21 protein-coding genes are annotated in these 20168 nt (G+C 33.4%); 13 read left to right on the top strand and 8 right to left on the bottom strand.

What is annotated here, in order from left to right; all coding sequences use genetic code 11:
- Positions 1–38 precede the first annotated feature (38 nt).
- From OO775_RS05060 to OO775_RS05030, 7 genes are all read left to right on the top strand, one after another.
- Positions 39–455 carry a hypothetical protein gene (locus tag OO775_RS05060; RefSeq protein ID WP_264845949.1) on the top strand — a complete coding sequence of 139 codons (417 nt, stop codon included), beginning with the start codon at positions 39–41 and terminating at the stop codon, positions 453–455.
- A gap of 160 nt (positions 456–615) precedes the next feature.
- Positions 616–2169, top strand: a complete 1554-nt coding sequence (gene lepB / locus OO775_RS05055) for a signal peptidase I (protein ID WP_264845948.1) — start codon at positions 616–618, stop codon at positions 2167–2169.
- A 76-nt stretch (positions 2170–2245) separates the two neighbouring features.
- A complete protein-coding gene (locus OO775_RS05050; protein ID WP_264845946.1) occupies positions 2246–3118 on the top strand; it encodes a GAG-binding domain-containing protein in 873 nt (290 codons plus the stop codon).
- 36 nt (positions 3119–3154) lie between these two features.
- Complete coding sequence (locus OO775_RS05045; protein ID WP_264845945.1) at positions 3155–3604, top strand: hypothetical protein; 450 nt, start codon at positions 3155–3157, stop codon at positions 3602–3604.
- A 211-nt stretch (positions 3605–3815) separates the two neighbouring features.
- Positions 3816–4205 (top strand): HU family DNA-binding protein, encoded by a 390-nt coding sequence (locus tag OO775_RS05040; protein WP_264845944.1) that lies wholly within the window; start codon positions 3816–3818, stop codon positions 4203–4205.
- A 197-nt stretch (positions 4206–4402) separates the two neighbouring features.
- A complete protein-coding gene (locus OO775_RS05035; protein WP_264845943.1) occupies positions 4403–5026 on the top strand; it encodes a WbqC family protein in 624 nt (207 codons plus the stop codon).
- 187 nt (positions 5027–5213) lie between these two features.
- On the top strand, positions 5214–6371 hold the full coding sequence (locus OO775_RS05030; protein ID WP_264845942.1) for a hypothetical protein: 1158 nt from the start codon (positions 5214–5216) through the stop codon (positions 6369–6371).
- A gap of 170 nt (positions 6372–6541) precedes the next feature.
- Here OO775_RS05030 and OO775_RS05025 read toward each other — a convergent pair whose 3' ends face one another.
- The gene (locus tag OO775_RS05025; protein ID WP_264845941.1) at positions 6542–6751 is read right to left on the bottom strand and encodes a hypothetical protein; all 210 of its coding nucleotides are present in this window, start codon (positions 6749–6751) and stop codon (positions 6542–6544) included.
- Positions 6752–7081: 330 nt separating this feature from the next.
- Between OO775_RS05025 and OO775_RS05020 the strand changes: the two genes are divergently transcribed.
- Complete coding sequence (locus OO775_RS05020; protein WP_264845940.1) at positions 7082–8218, top strand: glycosyl hydrolase; 1137 nt, start codon at positions 7082–7084, stop codon at positions 8216–8218.
- A gap of 204 nt (positions 8219–8422) precedes the next feature.
- Here OO775_RS05020 and OO775_RS05015 read toward each other — a convergent pair whose 3' ends face one another.
- Positions 8423–9844, bottom strand: a complete 1422-nt coding sequence (locus tag OO775_RS05015) for an ATP-dependent DNA helicase (protein ID WP_264845939.1) — start codon at positions 9842–9844, stop codon at positions 8423–8425.
- A gap of 112 nt (positions 9845–9956) precedes the next feature.
- On the opposite strand from OO775_RS05015, the gene OO775_RS05010 reads away from it, so the two are divergent.
- The 3 genes from OO775_RS05010 to OO775_RS05000 are packed head-to-tail and all read left to right on the top strand — an operon-like array spanning position 9957 to position 11980.
- Positions 9957–10622 carry a hypothetical protein gene (locus OO775_RS05010; protein WP_264845938.1) on the top strand — a complete coding sequence of 222 codons (666 nt, stop codon included), beginning with the start codon at positions 9957–9959 and terminating at the stop codon, positions 10620–10622.
- Positions 10567–11427: a DUF3822 family protein gene (locus OO775_RS05005; protein ID WP_309297242.1), complete on the top strand. Its 861-nt coding sequence runs from the start codon at positions 10567–10569 to the stop codon at positions 11425–11427. The genes OO775_RS05010 and OO775_RS05005 overlap by 56 nt, the downstream gene beginning before the upstream one ends.
- 7 nt (positions 11428–11434) lie before the next feature.
- Positions 11435–11980: an RsmD family RNA methyltransferase gene (locus OO775_RS05000; RefSeq protein WP_264845937.1), complete on the top strand. Its 546-nt coding sequence runs from the start codon at positions 11435–11437 to the stop codon at positions 11978–11980.
- 2 nt (positions 11981–11982) lie between these two features.
- Here the strand turns inward: OO775_RS05000 and OO775_RS04995 are convergent, their stop codons facing one another.
- The 6 genes from OO775_RS04995 to OO775_RS04970 all read right to left on the bottom strand — a co-directional run bounded on the left by OO775_RS04995 (position 11983) and on the right by OO775_RS04970 (position 17222).
- Positions 11983–12804, bottom strand: a complete 822-nt coding sequence (locus OO775_RS04995; protein ID WP_264845936.1) for an endonuclease/exonuclease/phosphatase family protein — start codon at positions 12802–12804, stop codon at positions 11983–11985.
- A gap of 26 nt (positions 12805–12830) precedes the next feature.
- Complete coding sequence (locus tag OO775_RS04990; protein ID WP_264845935.1) at positions 12831–13514, bottom strand: SDR family NAD(P)-dependent oxidoreductase; 684 nt, start codon at positions 13512–13514, stop codon at positions 12831–12833.
- A 109-nt stretch (positions 13515–13623) separates the two neighbouring features.
- On the bottom strand, positions 13624–15222 hold the full coding sequence (locus OO775_RS14175; protein WP_264845934.1) for a dihydrolipoyl dehydrogenase family protein: 1599 nt from the start codon (positions 15220–15222) through the stop codon (positions 13624–13626).
- A gap of 5 nt (positions 15223–15227) precedes the next feature.
- Entirely contained in the window at positions 15228–16226 is a 999-nt protein-coding gene (pdhA, locus tag OO775_RS04980; protein ID WP_264845933.1) for a pyruvate dehydrogenase (acetyl-transferring) E1 component subunit alpha, read from the bottom strand.
- Positions 16227–16465: 239 nt separating this feature from the next.
- Positions 16466–16792 (bottom strand): SUF system Fe-S cluster assembly protein, encoded by a 327-nt coding sequence (locus OO775_RS04975; RefSeq protein WP_264845932.1) that lies wholly within the window; start codon positions 16790–16792, stop codon positions 16466–16468.
- Between the two features lies 1 nt (position 16793).
- Positions 16794–17222, bottom strand: coding sequence for a SufE family protein (locus OO775_RS04970; RefSeq protein ID WP_264845931.1), 429 nt, complete (start codon positions 17220–17222; stop codon positions 16794–16796).
- Positions 17223–17358: 136 nt separating this feature from the next.
- Here OO775_RS04970 and lepA point away from each other — a divergent pair, with 136 nt between their 5' ends.
- Positions 17359–19155 (top strand): translation elongation factor 4, encoded by a 1797-nt coding sequence (gene lepA, locus OO775_RS04965; RefSeq protein WP_264845929.1) that lies wholly within the window; start codon positions 17359–17361, stop codon positions 19153–19155.
- Positions 19156–19169: 14 nt separating this feature from the next.
- Positions 19170–20051: a hypothetical protein gene (locus OO775_RS04960; protein ID WP_264845927.1), complete on the top strand. Its 882-nt coding sequence runs from the start codon at positions 19170–19172 to the stop codon at positions 20049–20051.
- The last annotated feature ends 117 nt before the right edge of the window (positions 20052–20168 follow it).

Raw genomic sequence — 20168 nt, 5'->3', positions numbered from 1 at the left:
CATACATTTGCCCAATTAACCATAAAATTATATAATCGATGAAAAAAATAATCCGTATAATGTTCGCATTATTAGTAATGAGTTCCGGAGCTACATTAGTTTCTTGTAAAAAAGATGATAATGAAAGTAATAATAATGAAGCGCCAGAAGGCACCAGAGAGCTAACTCAAAATGGAATAACCGCCAAAATAACAAAAGAAGATTGGAGATTTAATGGGAGTGTGCTGTATGTAACGATAGAATTGACGAAACAGAATTCAGAAGCTACTCAAAGTGGAAAAGTCTATTTGCAGGCAAGAACAACCGATGGACAGGTTTTAGATGATTACGGTAGTGGTACATTTGGTGAACATTGGTTTGGAAATACGCATTATGCCCAAACTACAATACACCTTCCGACAGGAAAGACTTTTAAACAAAACTCTTTGACCATTTTAAAAATTCAGGGCAATTAAATAAGAGTATCTTTACTTATGTGAGAATAAAGGTTTATACTCATAAAGTTAAATAATAAATCCATTTAAACGTTTGCTTTGCTAAAAAGTTTGGACGGAATTATTGTCTATTTACCAAATCTTTTCTATATTTGCAACAATTTGTAATATAAAAAAACATATGACAACGTATTTACTAATATTTTTGATAGTGCAACTCTTGCAGGGGCTTTTCCTTTGGAAAGGATATGTAAAAGCAGGTTATAAAGGGTGGAAAGCGTTCGTTCCTATATGGAATATGATTATTGCTTTGAAAATAATTAAACGCCCATGGTGGTGGGTATTCTTAGTTTATTTGCCTGTAATTGGGAATATTATGGTAATTGCAATGGTGTACGAATGGTTGCACGTATTTGGTTACCAAAAGAAACGATATACCCTTTTTACGATACTTACCTTAGGAGGGTATTTGGCTTATGTAATGTACTTACCTGAAACTAAGTACGTAGGTAGAGACGAGCATATTATCAAAAAGAATGTACCTGCGTGGATAAGTGCTGTAATTTTTGCTGTGGTGGCAGCGTCGGCCATTCATACGTATTTCATTCAACCTTATACGATTCCCACTTCTTCACTTGAAAAAACGCTTTTGGTAGGCGATTTTCTTTTTGTAAGTAAGTTTCATTATGGTGTGCGTATGCCTATGACACCTGTTTCTATGCCTATGGTTCATGACACCATACCAGTTGTTGGGGTAAAATCGTATCTGAATAAGATAGAACTTCCGTATATGCGACTACCCGCCTTACAGAAAGTTAAGCGCAATGATATTGTAGTGTTTAACTGGCCTACCGATACAGTACGTTTCTTTCGTGATAACTCGGGTATGCACTTTTATAAACCGATTGATAAGAAATCAAACTATGTAAAACGTGCAGTGGCGGTCGCTGGTGATCGATTCGAGATAAAAGATGGTGATGTTTATATAAATGGTAAGAAAGAAATATACCCTGTAAGGGCGAAATTACAATATTCGTATTTTGTAAAAATGAAGGACGGAGTTACTCTTACTCCCGAATGGTTATATCGCCAATACGGAATAACGGACGGCATGCAACCTTTGCCAGAGAATGTGTTTCTTATCAGAGCTTTGACCGATGATGTTGCACAGAAATTGGCTTCATTGCCTGAGGTTGAGAAAATTCAAAAAGTAGTTTCTCCGCAAGGAGAATATAACCAGTTTGTATTTCCTCACAATGTTCATTTTGCTTGGAATGAAGACAATTATGGTCCTATTAATATTCCTGCCAAAGGGCAAAGCGTTACATTATCTTTGGAAAACTTACCTCTTTACAAGCGCATTATTCAAGTGTATGAGAACAATTTGTTAGAAGTAAAAGGGACAGATATTTTCATAAACGGAAAGAAAAGCACTTCATACACTTTCAAACAAGATTATTATTGGATGATGGGAGATAATCGCCATAATTCGGAAGACAGCCGATTTTGGGGATTTGTACCCTTTGACCATATTGTTGGCAAACCTGTACTTATATGGATGAGTATTGATGGCAACGCCTCTGGTTTGGATAAAATTCGTTGGAATAGACTCTTTACTACGGTCAATGGTAAAGGAGAACCTGTTTCGTATCGTTATTATGCCTTTGCAATCATTATATTGGTATGGGGTGGATATGAGTTTTATTCCCGAAAACGAAAAAAACAACTCAAATAAATAGCAATTTTAGAAAAATATAATAACAATTTTTAATCATAATTAAATTTTTAATCATAATTAAATTTTTAATCACATGAAAAATATATTTAAAACTACTGTATTTGCTCTACTGGTTTTGATGACAATGCACTGTAAAAAAAATGACAATGTATTAAATCCTGACAATGGGAAAATTGACTCCCAAAAAGAAGAAAAGCTACGAGATTTCAAATTAGAAAAAGACGCTGTCCAATTATATATAGGACAAAGTGTTAAAGTAAAAATTCTTTCAGGTAATGGAATATATACTATTGCCTTTTCTGAAAATGGTGATAAAGTTGCCCAAATCGTTCTTTCTGAAGACAAACAAGCTTTTATAGTAAAAGGCATTAGTAAAGGAAGGATTATTGCTACAGTTACTGATACAAAAAAACAGACTATGCAGACTATCTCTATTACAGTCTTTATCCCTAAAATACCCGAGCAAGAAAGAATAGCTGATTATATGTCTCCCGATAGATTAAGTATTGAAGATATAAAAAAGAAAGCAGAGGAGTATTATCAACAATATAAAGCCCTTGAAGTAGAAATAAACAAGCTACCAGAATTAACTGATGAATTGTACAAAGCTCACAAACGAACACAAGAACCTATAACAAAATTTTTAAAAGATCTTGAAGTGAGTTTTAAAAATAATCCTACTGACGAAATAATCAAAAAAGCATACGACGATTTCTTCTCTTATGGTATCGTTTTTCAAACAATCGAACTAATGGCTCGTAAAGCAGAGCAATTCCGCAAACAATACCCTAATGAATCACATATACGAGACCTTATTTCAAAAACATTTGATGGGCTACATAGCTCACAAGAAGGACAAGATTTGGTAAGTGGGTTCAATAAAGAAACACTACCCAAATATAATGAAATTGTTAAATTTGTGAATGAATTAAATGCTAAATTCTAACTATTGAAATAGAGAAATCTTTAATTCATAATTGTGATGAAAATAATTTGCATACTGACAAGTTTATTCTTGTTAACTTCGGCACAAGCACAATTCTTGGATAGGCTTGCCATCAGTACCGAGTATCGTTACTTGGGGCGACACGTAGGGGGCTTAGGGTTTGAATACCGCTTGCCTCAGAAAGACGCCCTAACCTTCAACGTGGGAGCAAAGGCATTCTATACAGATATTGAGGGAAAAGGCAAGGTACTTCCGCAGTTTAATATCGAATATGGTCTGTTTCTCGAAGGAGGCGTGTCGGTTACTCCATATGCCATAGAACCTCAGTTACAAATCAATGCGCTAAATGTCATTACGCTAAACACAGGGTATGCCATACCGATACATCCGCAAAAGTATTTCGAAGGAATAACCTTCGGTGCGCAAATCAACATCGCTGTACGAAAAGACTCAAAATACTATGAACGCCTTAAAATAGGATTTTAGCATATCTATACCATAGTATATATATGGTATAATTTCTTCTCGAAAATATTTTTATATTTTATTCCCAAAGAATAGAATATAAAAATATTTTTTTTATCTTTGCTACCTAATAAATTTTTTGAAATAAAGACTTATTTTGAATCCCTTATAAGTTCATTTGTTCAAAATCTTAAGCCTATTTATTTATTTTTTTAACTAAAAATTCAATAATATGCCAGTAAAATACAATGTAGTAGAGCGCAAAAACTTGCTTGACAAACAAGCAGCTTCAAAATTTTATGCCAGCGCCAAAGCCGATGGAGAAATAAATCTAAAAGCTATTTCAAAAGAAATTTCGAACGCATCATCAACAGTGTCTGATACCGATGTATTAGCAGTTTTGAACGATTTGATTAAAATTCTTACCAAACATCTTTCCGATGGGAAAATTGTAAAATTGGGTGATTTTGGAAATTTTCAAATTACTGTTAATAGCGAAGGAGCAGAAACTGCCGAGAAATTCAATGCATCACACATCAAAGGAAACAAGATTCAGTTTCGTCCCGGAGCAGACCTTCGCGATATGCTCAAAACAGTAAAATACGAAAAGTACAGCAAATAATGTTTCAAAGGTATATATCTTTTACGTTGCAGATATATACCTTTTTCCTTACACATATACACCGAACAACCAACAGATATATATATCTTTCTATCGACAGATATACATCTATAAGTTCCACTATATACATCTGTTTTTAATAAAAAATATATTCTTTTATATTTTTTAGCATTAAAATAAAAGTCATACTATATAAAATGAATCAAGCACTTATTCATCCGACATATTTTCCAAGCGTTGCACAATTTCATTTGTTGGTATCTCGTCCTTGCAAATTCGAAATTTCAGATAATTATCAGAAACAGACATATCGCAACAGAGCATATATCTATGGAGCTAATGGAAAGCAACTCTTAACTGCTCCAATACTACACAGCGGCAGCGAAACAGGCAGGCAACTCTTCAAAAATGTACGCATAGACAACAATGTGTCTTGGCAAAAAATTCATTGGAAAACTTTAGAAACAGCCTATCGAACTTCGCCTTATTTTGAATATTACGAAGATGATATCCGACAGGTTTTTACAGAAAAATTTGAATTTCTAATCGATTTAAACTTCAAAACCATAGAAATACTCTGTACTTGTATGCAAATTGATATTCAATGGAGTACTACTTCTCAATATCAAGAAACTTATCCGGAATTAGAAGATTACCGATTTCTGACTTCGTCCAAAAAACCTTATGATGTTTCTCAACAGACTTATTATCAAATCTTCTCAGAAAAACACGGATTTCTGCCTAATCTTAGCACACTCGATTTGCTATTTCACGAAGGTACACACACCGAGAATTATCTGATAAATGCTATAAAAATATAAAAATCCCCCTCAAAAGAATGATATTTGCCAAAAAACTATTTCTTAACAATTTAAGGTTGAAATTAGTTTTTTTTGGTAAAAATTTTGCTATTTTTATTTGTTATTGTATCTTTGTCCCGATTAAATTCACATTTTATTTTAATCTTAGACAAACAACACAAGTATAGACACTAAAAAACGTTTGATTATGAACAAAATTATTTTTGGTACGTTATTCTTTTTAGGAAGTTTCTTGTCAGTTGCTCAACCCAAGTTAGGACAAGATTGGAAAGGAGGCAAATCTGGTGAAACACTTGAAACCCCTTTAGGTTTTCTTAACAAAGAAACTCAGTCAGTCAACAAAGTATTATACTATATAGGTGTAGATAAATCTGACAAAGTAGTATATGTCGAAACACGTAGCACAACCTTTAAGGTTGAAAACTACTCGTTATCAACACGCTTTCATGATTTTAAAAATTACAATTACACTCGCTTCTTCGATGGTTGGGGGTATTATTTACGTCTTAATGCCAATTGGTGCGCTTATTTTGGTAAATCAATGCCTTCCAAAGCGTCTAAACCTTTATTATTTTTTAACTATAACTTCGGCAAAGCAGAAGGAAAACAAATTCTTGACTCAAATTACGAAGAAGTTTTGGCAGCACAACTAAAAGCCGAAAAAGAAAAAAAAGAAAAACAACAACAACAAATACAAGCCAAACAACAAAAAAAAGAAGAATACGAAAAAGCACAAGCCCTTGCTAAACAAAAAGAAGAAGAAGCAAAAAAAGCTGAACTTGAACGTAAAGAAGAACTAAAAAAAGGACTTGAACGCCGAAAAGCAGAGGAAGAAGCCAAAAAGAAAGCAGAAGAAGAAAGAAAACAAAAATATGCTAAGGAATTAGCCGAATACAATGCGCAAAAAGAAGCTGAAAGAAAAGCCAAAGAAGCTGAAAGAATACGAAAATCCGAAGAATTCCGTACCGGACAAAAAATTCAGAATATAGAACTTGCAGAACAAACAGCCTCTTTAAGTTCCTCTGGAGGCAACATTGCCTCGGCAACTGCTTCAAAAAAATCCTCACAACTTACTGGAGGCGAAAAGCTACTTGATGGCGTGTTACAAAGCAGAATAAAAAAATCACTCCCCGATTATCTTAACTATATAGCCAAAAACAAAAAACGTACCGAAGCCTATCCGCTTGTACTTGTTAATTATAAAGATATTACAGAACTTTCTTCGGCAGAACTTATAAAAATTAAAAAGATAAATTCGACCACTTTTTTCAAAAAAGGACACCAACGAACTGAAGATTTTAAAGACAAAGGAAAAAATGGTGTAATTATAATCAAAGCAGAATAAAAAAACTGAAAATAAAAAAACTACTCATAGCTCTATGAGTAGTTTTTTTATAAACATTCCTAACAAACTTCATCATAATCCCTAAATACAACATTGCTTTGCAAGTTGTGTTTAGGGTTTCATATCTTCTAATCAAACCTTTAAATCTCGACATCAAGTAAAATTTCGCTCTACTTTAAAACAATTTTCATATAAATTTCTATCAAAGTAAGCACTTTATTCTTATCATTTCTCGGATTTTGTTTAATATTGGTAATGATTTGTTTATCTGCCAAGATTTTTCTAAATTTTTGACTACCAAAATCTACACGAGTACTTAAAAATAAACTTTTGCGATCAAATTTGGCTTCTTTTAAAAGATATAAAATAACTTCATTCATAAGAAGTAATAATACACAATTTTTACTCTCTTAAAATACACTTCTATGTGAAACACACGCTATTGGCAATCTGTTTTTAACCACCTGATTATCAGTACATAAATTAGTAACAAATCATATTTTGTCTTAAATCTACTTTTTCCTATTCTCAAATCAAGGAAAAAATCCATTTTTTAATTGTATCTTTGCTCAAAATTTGTGAAATTTGACATTCTATCTCAACAAAAAAATACTCTTTTTGATGGAATTCTTACTTTTTAGAAAAGTTTATACTGGTTTTATTAAAAAATATTTATTATGCCATTTTCAAATTGTGAAATATAAATCTTTATGATGAAAATACTAAAACATTGTATATGGGGCATATTCCCTTTGGCGTTTGTCGCTTGTTCTAAGGATGAGCTGGAACTTACACCTCCCAATAATAACAATACTAATAATGAAAACCCACCTGTAAAAGAAGTGGAATTACTTACTCCGGTTGATGTCCAAGCTACCGAATCTACAAAAAAGTTATATACTTATTTGAAGTCAGTTTATGGGAAAAAAACTTTTTCTTCAACAATGGCGAATGTAGCTTGGAATACACAAGAAGTGGCTCACGTATATAATTTGACAAAAAAATATCCTGCGATGAATTGTTTCGATTTTATTCATATACATCATTCATATCCAGATAGTTGGATAAATTATTTAGATATTAGTCCTGTCAAAAATTGGGCAGAGCAAGGAGGAATCGTTTTCTTGATGTGGCATTTTGCTGTTCCTGAAAAAGAAGGTGCTGGTCATCACGTTTTTTATGCTGATAAAACCACATTTCAAATCTCAAATATTTTTATTGAAAATTCTTGGGAAAGCAAGTTCTTTTATGAACAACTGAACAATGTTTGTGATGTATTACTAAAACTGCAGGAGTCTAACATTTCTGCACTTTGGCGACCTTTTCACGAGGCATCAGGAAAATGGTTCTGGTGGGGAAGCGGAAGTAGTGAAGATTACGTTCGTCTTTGGAAATTACTCTATGATCAAATGCAACATAAAGGCATCCATAACCTGATTTGGGTATGGACTACCGAAGGAGATGATGATGCTTGGTATCCAGGTGATAAGTATGTAGATATCGTAGGACGAGATCTTTACGGAAAAAACGCTACATATAGTTATAATCAATGGAAGCAAATTTCTGACCGATATAGTCAAAAAATGGTAAGCCTTAGTGAATGTGGTAATTTAGTTGAGAGCAACAAAATTATAAGTAAACAAAGCTATATAGAGGAACAATGGAATAGTAAAGGAGCAAGATGGCTGTACTTTATGCCTTGGTATGACTATGATTTTAATCGAGGAACTTCATCAATTAACCTAATGTGTAGTGATGACTTTTGGATAGATGCAATGTCAAGAAACTATGTGTTAAACAGAGATGATGTTAGAAAATATTTTTCAGAAGTAACATACAAAAAATGACAATAACGAAAAACAGATAGTAATCCTAATTTAGCTTGCTAATTGTAACTATAGACACTCATAAGATATTCTGTTTTATAAAAAATCAGTAGTTGTGAAGATAAAATTATTGGATTTTGTTTTTCTATGAGATTTATCATTTTTGTTATTTCACCTCTAAAAACATTGGCTATATAGATGTTCAAGAAAATTCAAAGATTCTTACTAAAAATCATCTTCTTGGAAATCTTGATTTTCAAAATTGATTAAAAAAACTTTCTTTTTAGCTCTTGTAATAGCTGTATAAAGCCAACGCAAATAGCCCATAGTAATCCCTTCGGGCAGGTAAGGTTTTTCTATAAAAACAATATCCCATTGCCCGCCTTGACTTTTATGGCAAGTAACAGCATACGAATATTTTATTTGTAATGCATTAAAATAAGGATTATTCTTAATTTTCAAATACTTACGATATCCAGAGGTTTCATTCTGATATTCTTCCATAATGGCTTGATAGAGTTGATTGTTCTGCTCATAAGTAAGTGAAGGTGACTGCGAATTAATCACATCTAAAAGCAAAATCGTATCAAAAGGTTCTTGATTAGGATAATCTATCATTTGCACCTTTACTTCGGCAAATTCAAATCCATATAGCTGTTCAAAACGATATATATCAAGCACTTCTATCGTATCTCCATTGGCTATAAATCCTGCCTCAGATTGAGCATCAAGCCAGAAATAATTATTCTTAACCACCATAAGCAAATCGCCAATAGAAAGTTCTTCTTCTTGTCCTAAAATTACTTTACGTATTTGTTTATTGTACAAAGAGGCTCGTTTATTGGAACGAACAATAAAAGTCGTTTGTTCTATTCCATACTGAGAATATGCCGTTTCTAAGGCTTCTTGTATTTCAATTCCTGAAATTAAACGAATAATATCATCAAAACCATTCAATTCAAATGTAAAATCATCAAAAAAATAGGCGGTTAATTGCTCTCGAATTTGCGTTGCATTGTACAAAATACCCGAATTTTTCTTCTGTCGAACCACTTGAGTAAGTTCGTAACTATTCACCTCGCGACGATATTCTATCGAAAGAAATTGCGAATCTAAAGCAGGACTTTCTTCCAGATGAACTGGTGGAAGTTGTGCCGTATCACCCACAAGCATCAAGCGACAATTTGTACCCGAATATACATACCGAACCAAATCATCTAAAACCGAATTTTCGCCAAGTATTGTTGCATTAGAAATCATTGATGCTTCATCAACAATATATAAAGTATTGATACTTTTGTTAGTTTTCAACACAAAATTGACATCAGAATTCTGTGATCTTGAATAATAAATATGCTTATGAATTGTATATGCTTTATGTCCCGAATACTCAGTAATGACTTTAGCTGCACGCCCAGTAGGTGCCAAAAGTATTACTTTGAGCGAAGTCTTTTGCAATATACTTACCAATGCACCAATGATAGTCGTTTTACCTGTTCCTGCAAATCCTTTAAGAACAAAAATAGATTCTTGGTATTTTTTCTCTAATAAAAATTCTGAAATCGCTTGTAAAACAATATATTGAGTTGAAGTAGGTTTATACAAAAGTGCTTTAATAAATATTTGAAAAAAATCGTTTTGATTCATCAGAAATAATATTTTTTCAAAAATATAAATTTTTTTTCAAAAAAAGTTTTCAAACAAAAAAAAACTTTGTAAATTTGCTCAACATTTTAAGTCGAATAAAATTTAAGTGATAATGAAAAAAATTCTACAAATTGCACTATGGGTGGCAAGCCTAGTAATGGCTTATTTCATCTACGATTCCATTACAGGACCTATCCGTTTCGAAAGAATAAAGCAAGACCGCTTTGCAAAGGTAATTGAAAAACTGAAAGATATTCGTGATGTACAAGACGCTCACTTTGCAGTGAAAGGAGATTATGCAAAGACCTACAATGATTTAGAAAACTTTGTTGAAAACGGAAAATTTACCATTACTACTCAGCGAGATACCAGTTGGGTTGAATACGACAAAACTTATCGTATTGATGTTATGAAACAAGGGGTTGTTGTAGATACATTAGGATATATTCCTGTCAAAGACTCTTTGTTCAAAAACTCTGACAGATATAAAACCATGAAGTTAGTTCCTTTTGCCAAAGATCCAAATCAAACTTTTGAAATGCAGACAACTGTTCTTGAAAAAGGAAATTATAAAACGCCTGTTTATATGGTAAAAGTAAATAAAAGTATTGTTCTTCACGACCTTGATAAAGATCAAGTAACTAACGAGCTAAAAAAGACAGGTGTGAATGACGTAAAAGGAGAATATATTTCTGTGGGATCACTTACAGAAGTATCTAACAATGGAAATTGGCCAACTATTTACGATGCAAAAATCAACAAAGATAACAAAAAATAATTCTTTATCTATCAATTTCAAGAGACTGTCCATTCAAATAAACTTGGATGGGCTTTCTTTTTGCATCTTTAATCCTGCGTTAAGCTGTATTGAATCAATATATAGTTTATCGTTAAATCCGTCTATGCCTACAATTATTATTCAGGAAGAAATTAAAAAATTCTTGCGAGAAGAAAATGGGCTTCGACAAGATTTTGATACAATTCAAGTTTTACATAATAATCCTGATTTTGCTTTCATTCCTAAGATTCTGTTTGGTACAAATAATTTGGTTCAATACCTTAAATTCAATATTAAAACCTATAACAACGAAATTATTAGCCATGACGAATTTGCTGACCTAAATTCCGTCAATGTATATATTCCAAATACACCTATCAATAATATTCTGCGAGAAACTTATGGGATATTTGAGTATCAACACTTTACAACCCAACTACTTCGTGTATTGTTAATGCATAATAGTTTGAAAAAAGAAGCCATATATGCACATTTTGAAAAAAATGCTTTTCATTTAATTATTTTTCAACAACAAAAATTAGTTTTTTTCAATCGATTTATGTTTGAAACCGAAATGGATATGTTGTATTATCTCCTTTTTTCATTGGAACAATATGAAATTGACACCGAAACTATTCCAATTTATTTATTGGGAGATATTATACGAAATTCTGATAAATATCGCGTTATTTATAACTACATCCGATATATTTATTTTTTGCCTCCACAGAAAAACAATCCGTTTTGCCAAAATATGGACACTACACTTGCTAGACAAAACTTTATATTAACTCACTCATTTTAATGATATTATGAGAATTATTTCTGGTAAAAACAAAGGAAAAAGAATTATAGCTCCGTCCAAACTCCCCGTAAGACCTACAACTGATTTTGCCAAAGAAGCATTATTCAATATTTTGAATAATCATTTTTTCTTTGATGACATTTGTGTTTTAGATTTATTTGCTGGAACAGGCAATATCAGCTACGAATTTGCCAGTCGTGGTACAACTCATATTACTTCTGTTGACTCAGATATCTCTTGTATCAAATTTATCCAAAAAACAGCAAACGAATTAGATTTTGATATTCAAGCTGTTAAAGCCGATGTTTATATTTTTTTGGAAAAAACAAATGCGCAATACGATATTATTTTTGCAGATCCTCCATATGAATTTTCTATGGAATTATTTTCAAAAATAATTTCTCTTATATTCAAACGTAATTTATTAGAAGATGAAGGTATGTTAATTGTAGAACATTCTATACATACAGACCTTTCAGATGTCCCTAATTTTTCCTATTGTAAAAAGTATGGAGGATGTATACTTAGTTTTTTCAAGAATCAGTCACAATAAAATTACAATTTCAAAGTAACAACCACAGGCAAATGGTCTGATGGGTACAACTTATCTATTAACTTATCTATTATTTGGTAGTGAATTGTTTTTATATCAGGAGTTGTAAAAATATAGTCTATATGTCCTTTGAGTGGTTCGTTGGTGCGAAAAGCATTGAAAGTTCCTTTGTTTTTTATTTCTTCTGAAGCTACATAGCGAGTATCGTATAGCTTTTTAGCAATCAACTGAACCGAAAGATTATCAGGTGTCATATTGAAATCTCCCATCAGAATTACGGGTTTTTTCTTAGCAATTTCTTTTATTTTTTGAAGAATTAGTTTAGCACTTTGCTGTTGTGCTTGCTGCCCTTCGTGATCAAAATGTGTATTGAATACGAAAAATTCTCGACCTGCATATTGTAATTTTACCCATGTACATATCCGATTACAACAAGTCGCATCCCAGCCTTTTGAAGGAATTTCGGGAGTTTGAGAAAGCCAAAAATTTCCACTATCAAGTAGTTTAAACATATCTTTTCTAAAAAACAGAGCCATATGTTCTCCTTTTTTGTTACCATCATCTCTCCCCACTCCTATTCGCTGATATTCAGCAAGTTTAGTTTCTAAATCTTCTACCTGATTATACAAAGCTTCTTGTACACCCAAAATAGCAGGTTGTTGCTCAGTAATTAAGGTAAGAGCCCTTTCTTTTCTATTACCTTCTGACCACGAATTAACACCATCTTGCGGAGTATCACAACGAATATTATATGTCATTACAACAAATTCTTGTGCAGAACATATCACAGATAACAAACTAAAAATAAACACAATACGTTTCATAATTACTATTTTTTTATTCTAATTTTTTACGGAGTAGAATTAGCTACTTGCAATATTTTTCCATTAAACAATTTATATTTTTCAAGAACAAAATCGGTTATGTAGGCTGCTATTTGTTCAGGCTTAGTTTGAACTTGCAAAGAAGGAAAAGCCTCTTGAAGCATTTGAGTTTGTACAGCTCCCAAAGCTAATACATTAAAGGTAATATCTTGTTCTTTATATTCCTCAGCTAATAATTCTGTCAAAGTAATCAAAGCTCCTTTTGATGAAGAATATGCTGCTAAACCCGCAAATTTCACACTTCCTTGCACTCCTCCCATACTGCTAATATTCAGCACATTAGCATCTTTTTTCATAAAGGGTAAAACTATCTGTACAAGTCTTGCTACTGCAAAAACATTGACTTGATATGTTTTTACAAAATCTTCCGGTGAAAGTTCAGAAAAAGGTTTATTTATCAATATTCCTGCGTTGTTAATAAGTACATCTACTTTATTCCAATTATGTTTAACAAAATGTGTGATTTTCTCAAAATCTTTATCACAAGACAAATCTACTTGTAAAGACATAACATTAGGAAGTTTCAAAAGCTCTGTAGAAATAATATTTCGAGATAAACAAAGCAGGTTATGCCCCATTTTTGCTAATAATTCTGCTGTACAAAAACCTATTCCTCTACTTGTCCCTGTTATAATAATATTTTTTTTCATCAGTTAAAAATGAATAACAAAGATACGATTTTTTTAGAAAACAAAAACTCCCCAAGTATATTTTAACTTAGAGAGTTTTAATATCATATAAAAAATTTAACTATTCCAATTACGCCAACATTGTAACAGGATTTTCGACAAAAGATTTGAGTGTTTGTAAGAATTGAGCTCCTGTTGCTCCATCAACAGTACGATGATCGCACGCCAAAGTAACTTTCATTGTATGTCCTATCACAATTTGTCCTTGTTTTACTACGGGTTTCTCTACGATAGCTCCCACAGACAAGATAGCAGAGTTAGGTTGATTGATAATTGATGTAAATTCTTCAATTCCAAACATTCCTAAATTAGACACCGTGAATGTACTTCCTTCCATTTCAGCAGGAGTTAGTTTTTTGTTTCGAGCTCGACCTGCCAAATCTTTCACTTGTGTTCCTATTTGAGTTAAACTCATAGCATCCGTAAAACGTAACACAGGCACTACTAAGCCATCTTCTACTGCCACAGCCACTCCAATATGTACGTGCTGATTGTAAAGAGTAATATCTCCTTTCCAAGAAGTATTCACTTGCGGATGTTTTTTCAAAGCCATTGCACAAGCCTTCACAACCATATCATTGAACGAAATTTTGGTATCGGGCAAATTGTTAATTTGAGTACGTGATGCCATTGCGTTGTCCATATCAATTTCAATAGTAAGATAATAATGTGGTGCTGTAAATTTGGATTCCGAAAGGCGTTTAGCAATCGTTTTACGCATTTGCGAATTTTTCACTTCTTGAATAGCCTCTTGTCCAGTAGGTACAAAAGGAGTTACTACTGCGGAAGTTTTACTCTCTACTGATACAGAAGCACTTACAGAAGGGGTAAAGCCTTCAACATCTTTTTTAGTAATACGTCCGTTTTCGCCTGTTCCTTTTATTTGTGATAGATTTATACCTTTATCTTGGGCTATTTTTTTTGCCAAAGGCGAAGCAAAAACACGTCCGTTCACATCATTTATTGGGGTAGCAACAGATGTAGATTCTTGCTTAGTTTCCGTTTTTACTTCGGAAGAAACAGGTGTAGCAACTGGTTTTGCCCCACCAGCTACCAATGCACTTACATCAGTTCCTGCAGGACCTATAATAGCCAAAAGCGAATCAACAGGAGCCGATTCTCCTTCTTTGATACCTATATATAACAATGTTCCTGAATGAAATGATTCAAATTCCATTGTGGCTTTGTCAGTTTCAATTTCTGCCAGAATATCACCTTCATTTACTTTGTCTCCTACTTTTTTAAGCCAAGTAGCTACAGTTCCTTCGGTCATTGTATCGCTTAATCGTGGCATTGTAACTATTTCAACGCCAGCAGGAGCAGCAACAGATTGATCCAATTTTTCTTCTTTTGCGAGTGTTTCTGTTGGTAAAGTTTCAACTTTTGGTGCAGAAGATGCAGAACCTCCTATTAGAGCCGAAATATCTTCTCCTTCTTTTCCGATAATTGCTAAAAGTGAATCTACAGGAGCAGTTTCTCCTTCTTTTAGCCCTATATATAATAATATTCCTGAATGGAAAGATTCAAATTCCATTGTGGCTTTGTCAGTTTCAATTTCTGCCAAAATATCGCCTTCATTTACTTTGTCTCCTACTTTTTTGAGCCATTTGGCAACGACTCCTTCTTCCATTGTGTCGCTTAGTCGCGGCATATTAACAATTTCTGCCATTTTTATTATAATTTATGAGGTAAAAAAGGATAATTATTTTGTTGATACACTACATCGTACATTACTTCTTTGGTAGGGAAAGGTGACTCTTCGGCAAATTTTTCACATTCTGCCACTCTCTCTTTCACACGCTCGTCAATAGCTTCAATTTCAGCATCTGTAGCATATTTTTTAGCTTTAATCACATCAAGAACTTGTGTAATTGGATCTATTTTTTTGTATTCTTCTACTTCTTCTTTGGTACGATAATGCTGAGCATCGGACATAGAATGTCCTCTATATCGATAAGTACGAATATCAAGAAACGTAGGACCATCACCTCTTCGAGCTCTTTCAACAGCTTCAAAAACAGCTTCTGCAACACTTGCAGGATTCATTCCATCGACAGGAGCACAAGGCATTTCGTAACCTAATCCAAGTTTCCAAATATCAGGGTGATTAGCAGTTCTTTCAACAGAAGTTCCCATAGCATAATGGTTATTCTCACAAATGAAAACTACAGGAAGTTTCCAGTTCATAGCCATATTGAATGTTTCATGTAAAGACCCTTGACGTGTAGCACCATCTCCCATAAAAGTAAGCGTTACTGCATCTCTGCCAAAATATTTGTCTGCAAAAGCAAGTCCTGCACCCAACGGTATTTGTCCTCCAACTATTCCGTGTCCTCCATAGAAATTGTGTTCTTTGGAGAAAATATGCATCGAACCACCCAATCCGTGTGAAGTTCCTGTTTGTTTTCCGTACAATTCTGCCATAATTCTTCGTGGGTCAACCCCCAAAGCAATTGGATGTACGTGATTTCTGTACGCAGTAATCATTTTGTCTTTGGTCGGGTCAATAACATGCATACAACCCGCAACTATTGCTTCTTGTCCGTTGTACAAATGCAAAAAACCTCTGACTTTTTGTTGAATATAAACTGCTGCCAATTTATCTTCAAACTTTCTCCAAAAGAGCATATCTTCGTACCATTTTAGGTACACTTTCTTATCAATTTTTTTCATTTCTTTATATTATAAAATGATAATTATTCTTTTTGTGTTTGAGGGCGCTAAGGTACGGATTTTTATTTATACAAAAAAACTTTAATTGAATATTTTTGTAAGTCATCGTATAAAAAATTAGACATTAAAACAAAGTTTGATAATATTGAGAATTAAATATCTTTTTGTTTTGACAATGAAACTATAACAATTTCATTATAGAAAAGGTATGAGTTGATATAATTGGGCTTTTGAGTAGATTACAAAAATCCTAATTCTAATTTTGCTTCTTCACTCATCATATCTTGATTCCAGGGCGGATCGAAGGTTAGCTCTATTTCCACATTATTAATTTGGTCAATGCTACGAACTTTCTCTTGAACCTCTTGCGGAAGCACCTCTGCCACTGGACAATTAGGTGTTGTGAGAGTCATTAGTATTTTTACATCATAATTTTCGTTGATAAAAACATCATATATAAGCCCTAATTCGTATATATCAACAGGAATTTCAGGGTCATAAATAGTACGTAGTACTTCGACTATTTTTTCTCCAATTTGTTCTGTATCAATAGTATTTTCTTGCATATTATTTTGAATTATTAAGTGTTTGAAAGGCTTTCGCATAGAGTTTTATTTGCTGAATCATACTGACAAGTCCGTTGGCTCGTGTGGGTGAGAGATGTTCTTTTAGTCCAATGGTATCAATGAATTGCATATCAACAGAGAGAATATCTTCGGGAGTTTGTCCTGAAAATATCCGTATTAGAATAGCGATAATTCCTTTGGTAATAATAGCATCACTATCGGCAGTAAGTATCACTTTTGTATCTTTAAGTTCAGCATGTAGCCAAACCTGGCTTTGACAACCTTTTATAAGATGTTGTTCGTCTTTGTATTTGGAGTCAATCAGAGGTAATGATTTACCTAAATCAATCATATAATTGTAGCGTTCTTCCCAATTGTCAAACAGAGAAAAATCGGCTACAATTTCATTTTGAATTTCTTGTATGGTCATTTATGATTTATTTTGAGGACAAAAATAAGCACTTCTATTGAAAAAAAAGTTTTTTTTATAAAATATTTTTTATAATTTGTATATTTTCTTCGAATAGATTGTATCTTTGCATTTTTACATCAATTTGAAAAAGATAATGAAAAACATACGCAATTTCTGCATTATCGCACACATAGACCACGGCAAAAGTACGCTTGCCGATAGACTTTTGGACTTTACCAAAACCGTTACCGAACGCGAAAAACAAGACCAACTCCTTGACAATATGGACTTGGAACGCGAACGCGGTATCACCATCAAATCGCACGCCATTCAGATGGAATACGAATACAAGGGTGAAAAATACATCTTAAACCTTATCGACACGCCTGGTCACGTGGATTTCTCGTACGAAGTGTCGCGTTCCATTGCTGCGTGTGAGGGAGCTTTGCTGATTATCGATGCGGCTCAAAGCATTCAGGCTCAGACTATTTCCAACCTTTATTTGGCTTTGGAAAACGATTTGGAAATTATTCCAATCCTCAATAAAATCGACCTTCCTTCGGCAAATCCCGAAGAAGTGAAAGACGATATCGTCGATTTGCTGGGTTGCTCTCCCGATGATATTATCCCTGCTTCTGGAAAAACAGGACTGGGTGTGGATAAAATTTTGGAAGCCATCGTGGAGCGTATTCCTGCCCCAAAAGGCGACCCCGACGCTCCTTTACAGGCGTTGATTTTCGACTCGGTTTACAATCCGTTCCGTGGAGTAGAAACGTATTTCCGTGTGATGAATGGCGAAATTACCAAAGGACAGAAAATCAAATTTATGTCCACTGGAAAAATCTACGATGCTGACGAAGTGGGGACGCTTAAACTCAATCAAGTAGCCAAACAGTCCGTAAAAACGGGCGATGTGGGCTATCTCATCACAGGAATTAAAGATGCTCGTGAGGTGAAAGTGGGCGATACCATTACTTCGGCAGTGAATGGCTGTACCGAAATCATCGATGGATTTGAAGATGTAAAGCCAATGGTTTTCGCTGGAATCTATCCCGTTGACACAGAGGATTATGAAGAACTTCGGGCTTCAATGGAAAAACTTCAACTGAACGATGCTTCGCTGGTTTTCACTCCTGAAAGTTCAGCGGCATTGGGCTTTGGCTTCCGTTGTGGTTTCCTCGGAATGTTGCACTTGGAAATCATTCAAGAGCGATTGGAACGCGAGTTCGATATGACAGTAATTACTACTGTTCCGAACGTTAGTTATCTGGCGTACACGAAGAAAGACCCTGAAACGCCTATCGTTGTAAATAATCCGTCTGACCTTCCTGACCTATCGAAATTGGACCGAGTGGAAGAGCCATACATCAAAGCATCGGTAATTACCAAAGCGGATTTTGTGGGACAAGTGATGTCGCTTTGTATCGAAAAACGTGGACAAATTACCAATCAGACGTACCTTACTCCCGAGCGTGTGGAACTGAATTTTGATATGCCACTAGCGGAAATCGTGTTTGATTTTTACGACCGATTGAAAACCGTGTCAAAAGGATACGCTTCGTTTGATTATTCGCCTATCGGAATGCGAGCCTCGAATTTGGTGAAAGTCGATGTGCTTATCAACGCCAATTCGGTTGACGCACTTTCGGCTCTTATCCACGCCGACAATGCGTATAACATCGGAAAGAAAATGTGCGAAAAACTGCGTGAACTCATTCCGCGTCAGCAGTTTGACATTCCGATTCAGGCAGCGATTGGAGCGAAAATTATTGCCCGCGAAACCATTAAAGCCCTCCGCAAAGATGTTACCGCCAAATGTTACGGAGGCGATATTTCCCGTAAGCGTAAACTCCTTGAAAAACAGAAAAAAGGAAAAAAACGTATGCGCCAAATCGGAAATGTGGAAGTACCACAAAGTGCGTTTATGGCAGTGTTGAAGTTGAATGACTAATAAATATTTTTTCTATGAGAAATAAAAGAAAAGTAACATATCACATATTCAGATTTTATCAGAGAAACACAGATAATAATTTTGAAGATTTTGATTTTGATAATTTTGTAAATTATTTAAATGGATTGAATGAAAATGAAAAGAAATATTACATAAATGAATCAAAATTTTGCTCAGTAGAATTTATAAGTACCTTGCATCAACGAAACTTTCAAGGTAGACAAAAGTGTTTTTTTGGCTGTATCAAGTCTGCTCCTTTTGGTACAAGAAAAAATTTATTGGATCATACAACAAATAGTGAAAGAAATAATCCTAAATTATTGACTGAAGGAGAAAAAGAACAAAATTATTTTATTTTAGCATTTAACAGGAATTCTGAATTTGAAATAATATACCAAAATGTACATTTAGGAATAAATGCACATCAATTTAAAGATTATCTTGATAAAATGATATATAAATATATGTTATCATTAAATGTTGAACAATCATTCGATACCGAAATAGGAGATATTATTATAAATAATCCAGAAGAAATTATAGATCGAATACACAGAATAGTTGAATGTAAGGTTTATATGGATAAGGAAGTATTAGGTTCGGAATTCCTAAATCTTTCCCAAAGAACTTTGAACGTAAAAAATGAACTTATCATTGGAGCAAAGGCTGAATTTAATCAAAGTATTAGAGAATATGTTCGCGATGTTCTTCAAAATTTAACTCAAGATACCAGAATTTTTAGAATCTGGGTTAGAGGAAAAGATAATAATAATAATGAAACTAAATTTTTTATTGAAAAAATTATCAAATCAAATTATATAGAAGTAACAATAGACCCAAATTCTGGAGCTATTGTTAGAGACGATATTAAAAAAGAAATGATTAATTTAATATAAAAATGTTTTTTAGAGAATTTTTTATTTTGATATCTGATTATTATGTAATATCGAAAAAATATAGATTTTTCGATATTATTTTACCTTTCATAATATCTTTTATATTTATTTGTTACT

The organism is Capnocytophaga catalasegens (assembly GCF_026005215.1).
Taxonomy (GTDB): domain Bacteria; phylum Bacteroidota; class Bacteroidia; order Flavobacteriales; family Flavobacteriaceae; genus Capnocytophaga; species Capnocytophaga catalasegens.
This window is presented reverse-complemented; position numbering and strand designations above follow the sequence as displayed.

Bases quoted from the DNA above. Each gene is read 5' to 3' on its own strand.
- OO775_RS05060 (WP_264845949.1), top strand. From the start codon at position 39: ATGAAAAAAATAATCCGTATAATGTTCGCATTATTAGTAATGAGTTCC.
- lepB (WP_264845948.1), top strand. From the start codon at position 616: ATGACAACGTATTTACTAATATTTTTGATAGTGCAACTCTTGCAGGGG.
- OO775_RS05050 (WP_264845946.1), top strand. From the start codon at position 2,246: ATGAAAAATATATTTAAAACTACTGTATTTGCTCTACTGGTTTTGATG.
- OO775_RS05045 (WP_264845945.1), top strand. From the start codon at position 3,155: ATGAAAATAATTTGCATACTGACAAGTTTATTCTTGTTAACTTCGGCA.
- OO775_RS05040 (WP_264845944.1), top strand. From the start codon at position 3,816: ATGCCAGTAAAATACAATGTAGTAGAGCGCAAAAACTTGCTTGACAAA.
- OO775_RS05035 (WP_264845943.1), top strand. From the start codon at position 4,403: ATGAATCAAGCACTTATTCATCCGACATATTTTCCAAGCGTTGCACAA.
- OO775_RS05030 (WP_264845942.1), top strand. From the start codon at position 5,214: ATGAACAAAATTATTTTTGGTACGTTATTCTTTTTAGGAAGTTTCTTG.
- OO775_RS05025 (WP_264845941.1), bottom strand. From the start codon at position 6,751: ATGAATGAAGTTATTTTATATCTTTTAAAAGAAGCCAAATTTGATCGC.
- OO775_RS05020 (WP_264845940.1), top strand. From the start codon at position 7,082: ATGATGAAAATACTAAAACATTGTATATGGGGCATATTCCCTTTGGCG.
- OO775_RS05015 (WP_264845939.1), bottom strand. From the start codon at position 9,844: ATGAATCAAAACGATTTTTTTCAAATATTTATTAAAGCACTTTTGTAT.
- OO775_RS05010 (WP_264845938.1), top strand. From the start codon at position 9,957: ATGAAAAAAATTCTACAAATTGCACTATGGGTGGCAAGCCTAGTAATG.
- OO775_RS05005 (WP_309297242.1), top strand. From the start codon at position 10,567: ATGGAAATTGGCCAACTATTTACGATGCAAAAATCAACAAAGATAACA.
- OO775_RS05000 (WP_264845937.1), top strand. From the start codon at position 11,435: ATGAGAATTATTTCTGGTAAAAACAAAGGAAAAAGAATTATAGCTCCG.
- OO775_RS04995 (WP_264845936.1), bottom strand. From the start codon at position 12,804: ATGAAACGTATTGTGTTTATTTTTAGTTTGTTATCTGTGATATGTTCT.
- OO775_RS04990 (WP_264845935.1), bottom strand. From the start codon at position 13,514: ATGAAAAAAAATATTATTATAACAGGGACAAGTAGAGGAATAGGTTTT.
- OO775_RS14175 (WP_264845934.1), bottom strand. From the start codon at position 15,222: ATGGCAGAAATTGTTAATATGCCGCGACTAAGCGACACAATGGAAGAA.
- pdhA (WP_264845933.1), bottom strand. From the start codon at position 16,226: ATGAAAAAAATTGATAAGAAAGTGTACCTAAAATGGTACGAAGATATG.
- OO775_RS04975 (WP_264845932.1), bottom strand. From the start codon at position 16,792: ATGCAAGAAAATACTATTGATACAGAACAAATTGGAGAAAAAATAGTC.
- OO775_RS04970 (WP_264845931.1), bottom strand. From the start codon at position 17,222: ATGACCATACAAGAAATTCAAAATGAAATTGTAGCCGATTTTTCTCTG.
- lepA (WP_264845929.1), top strand. From the start codon at position 17,359: ATGAAAAACATACGCAATTTCTGCATTATCGCACACATAGACCACGGC.
- OO775_RS04960 (WP_264845927.1), top strand. From the start codon at position 19,170: ATGAGAAATAAAAGAAAAGTAACATATCACATATTCAGATTTTATCAG.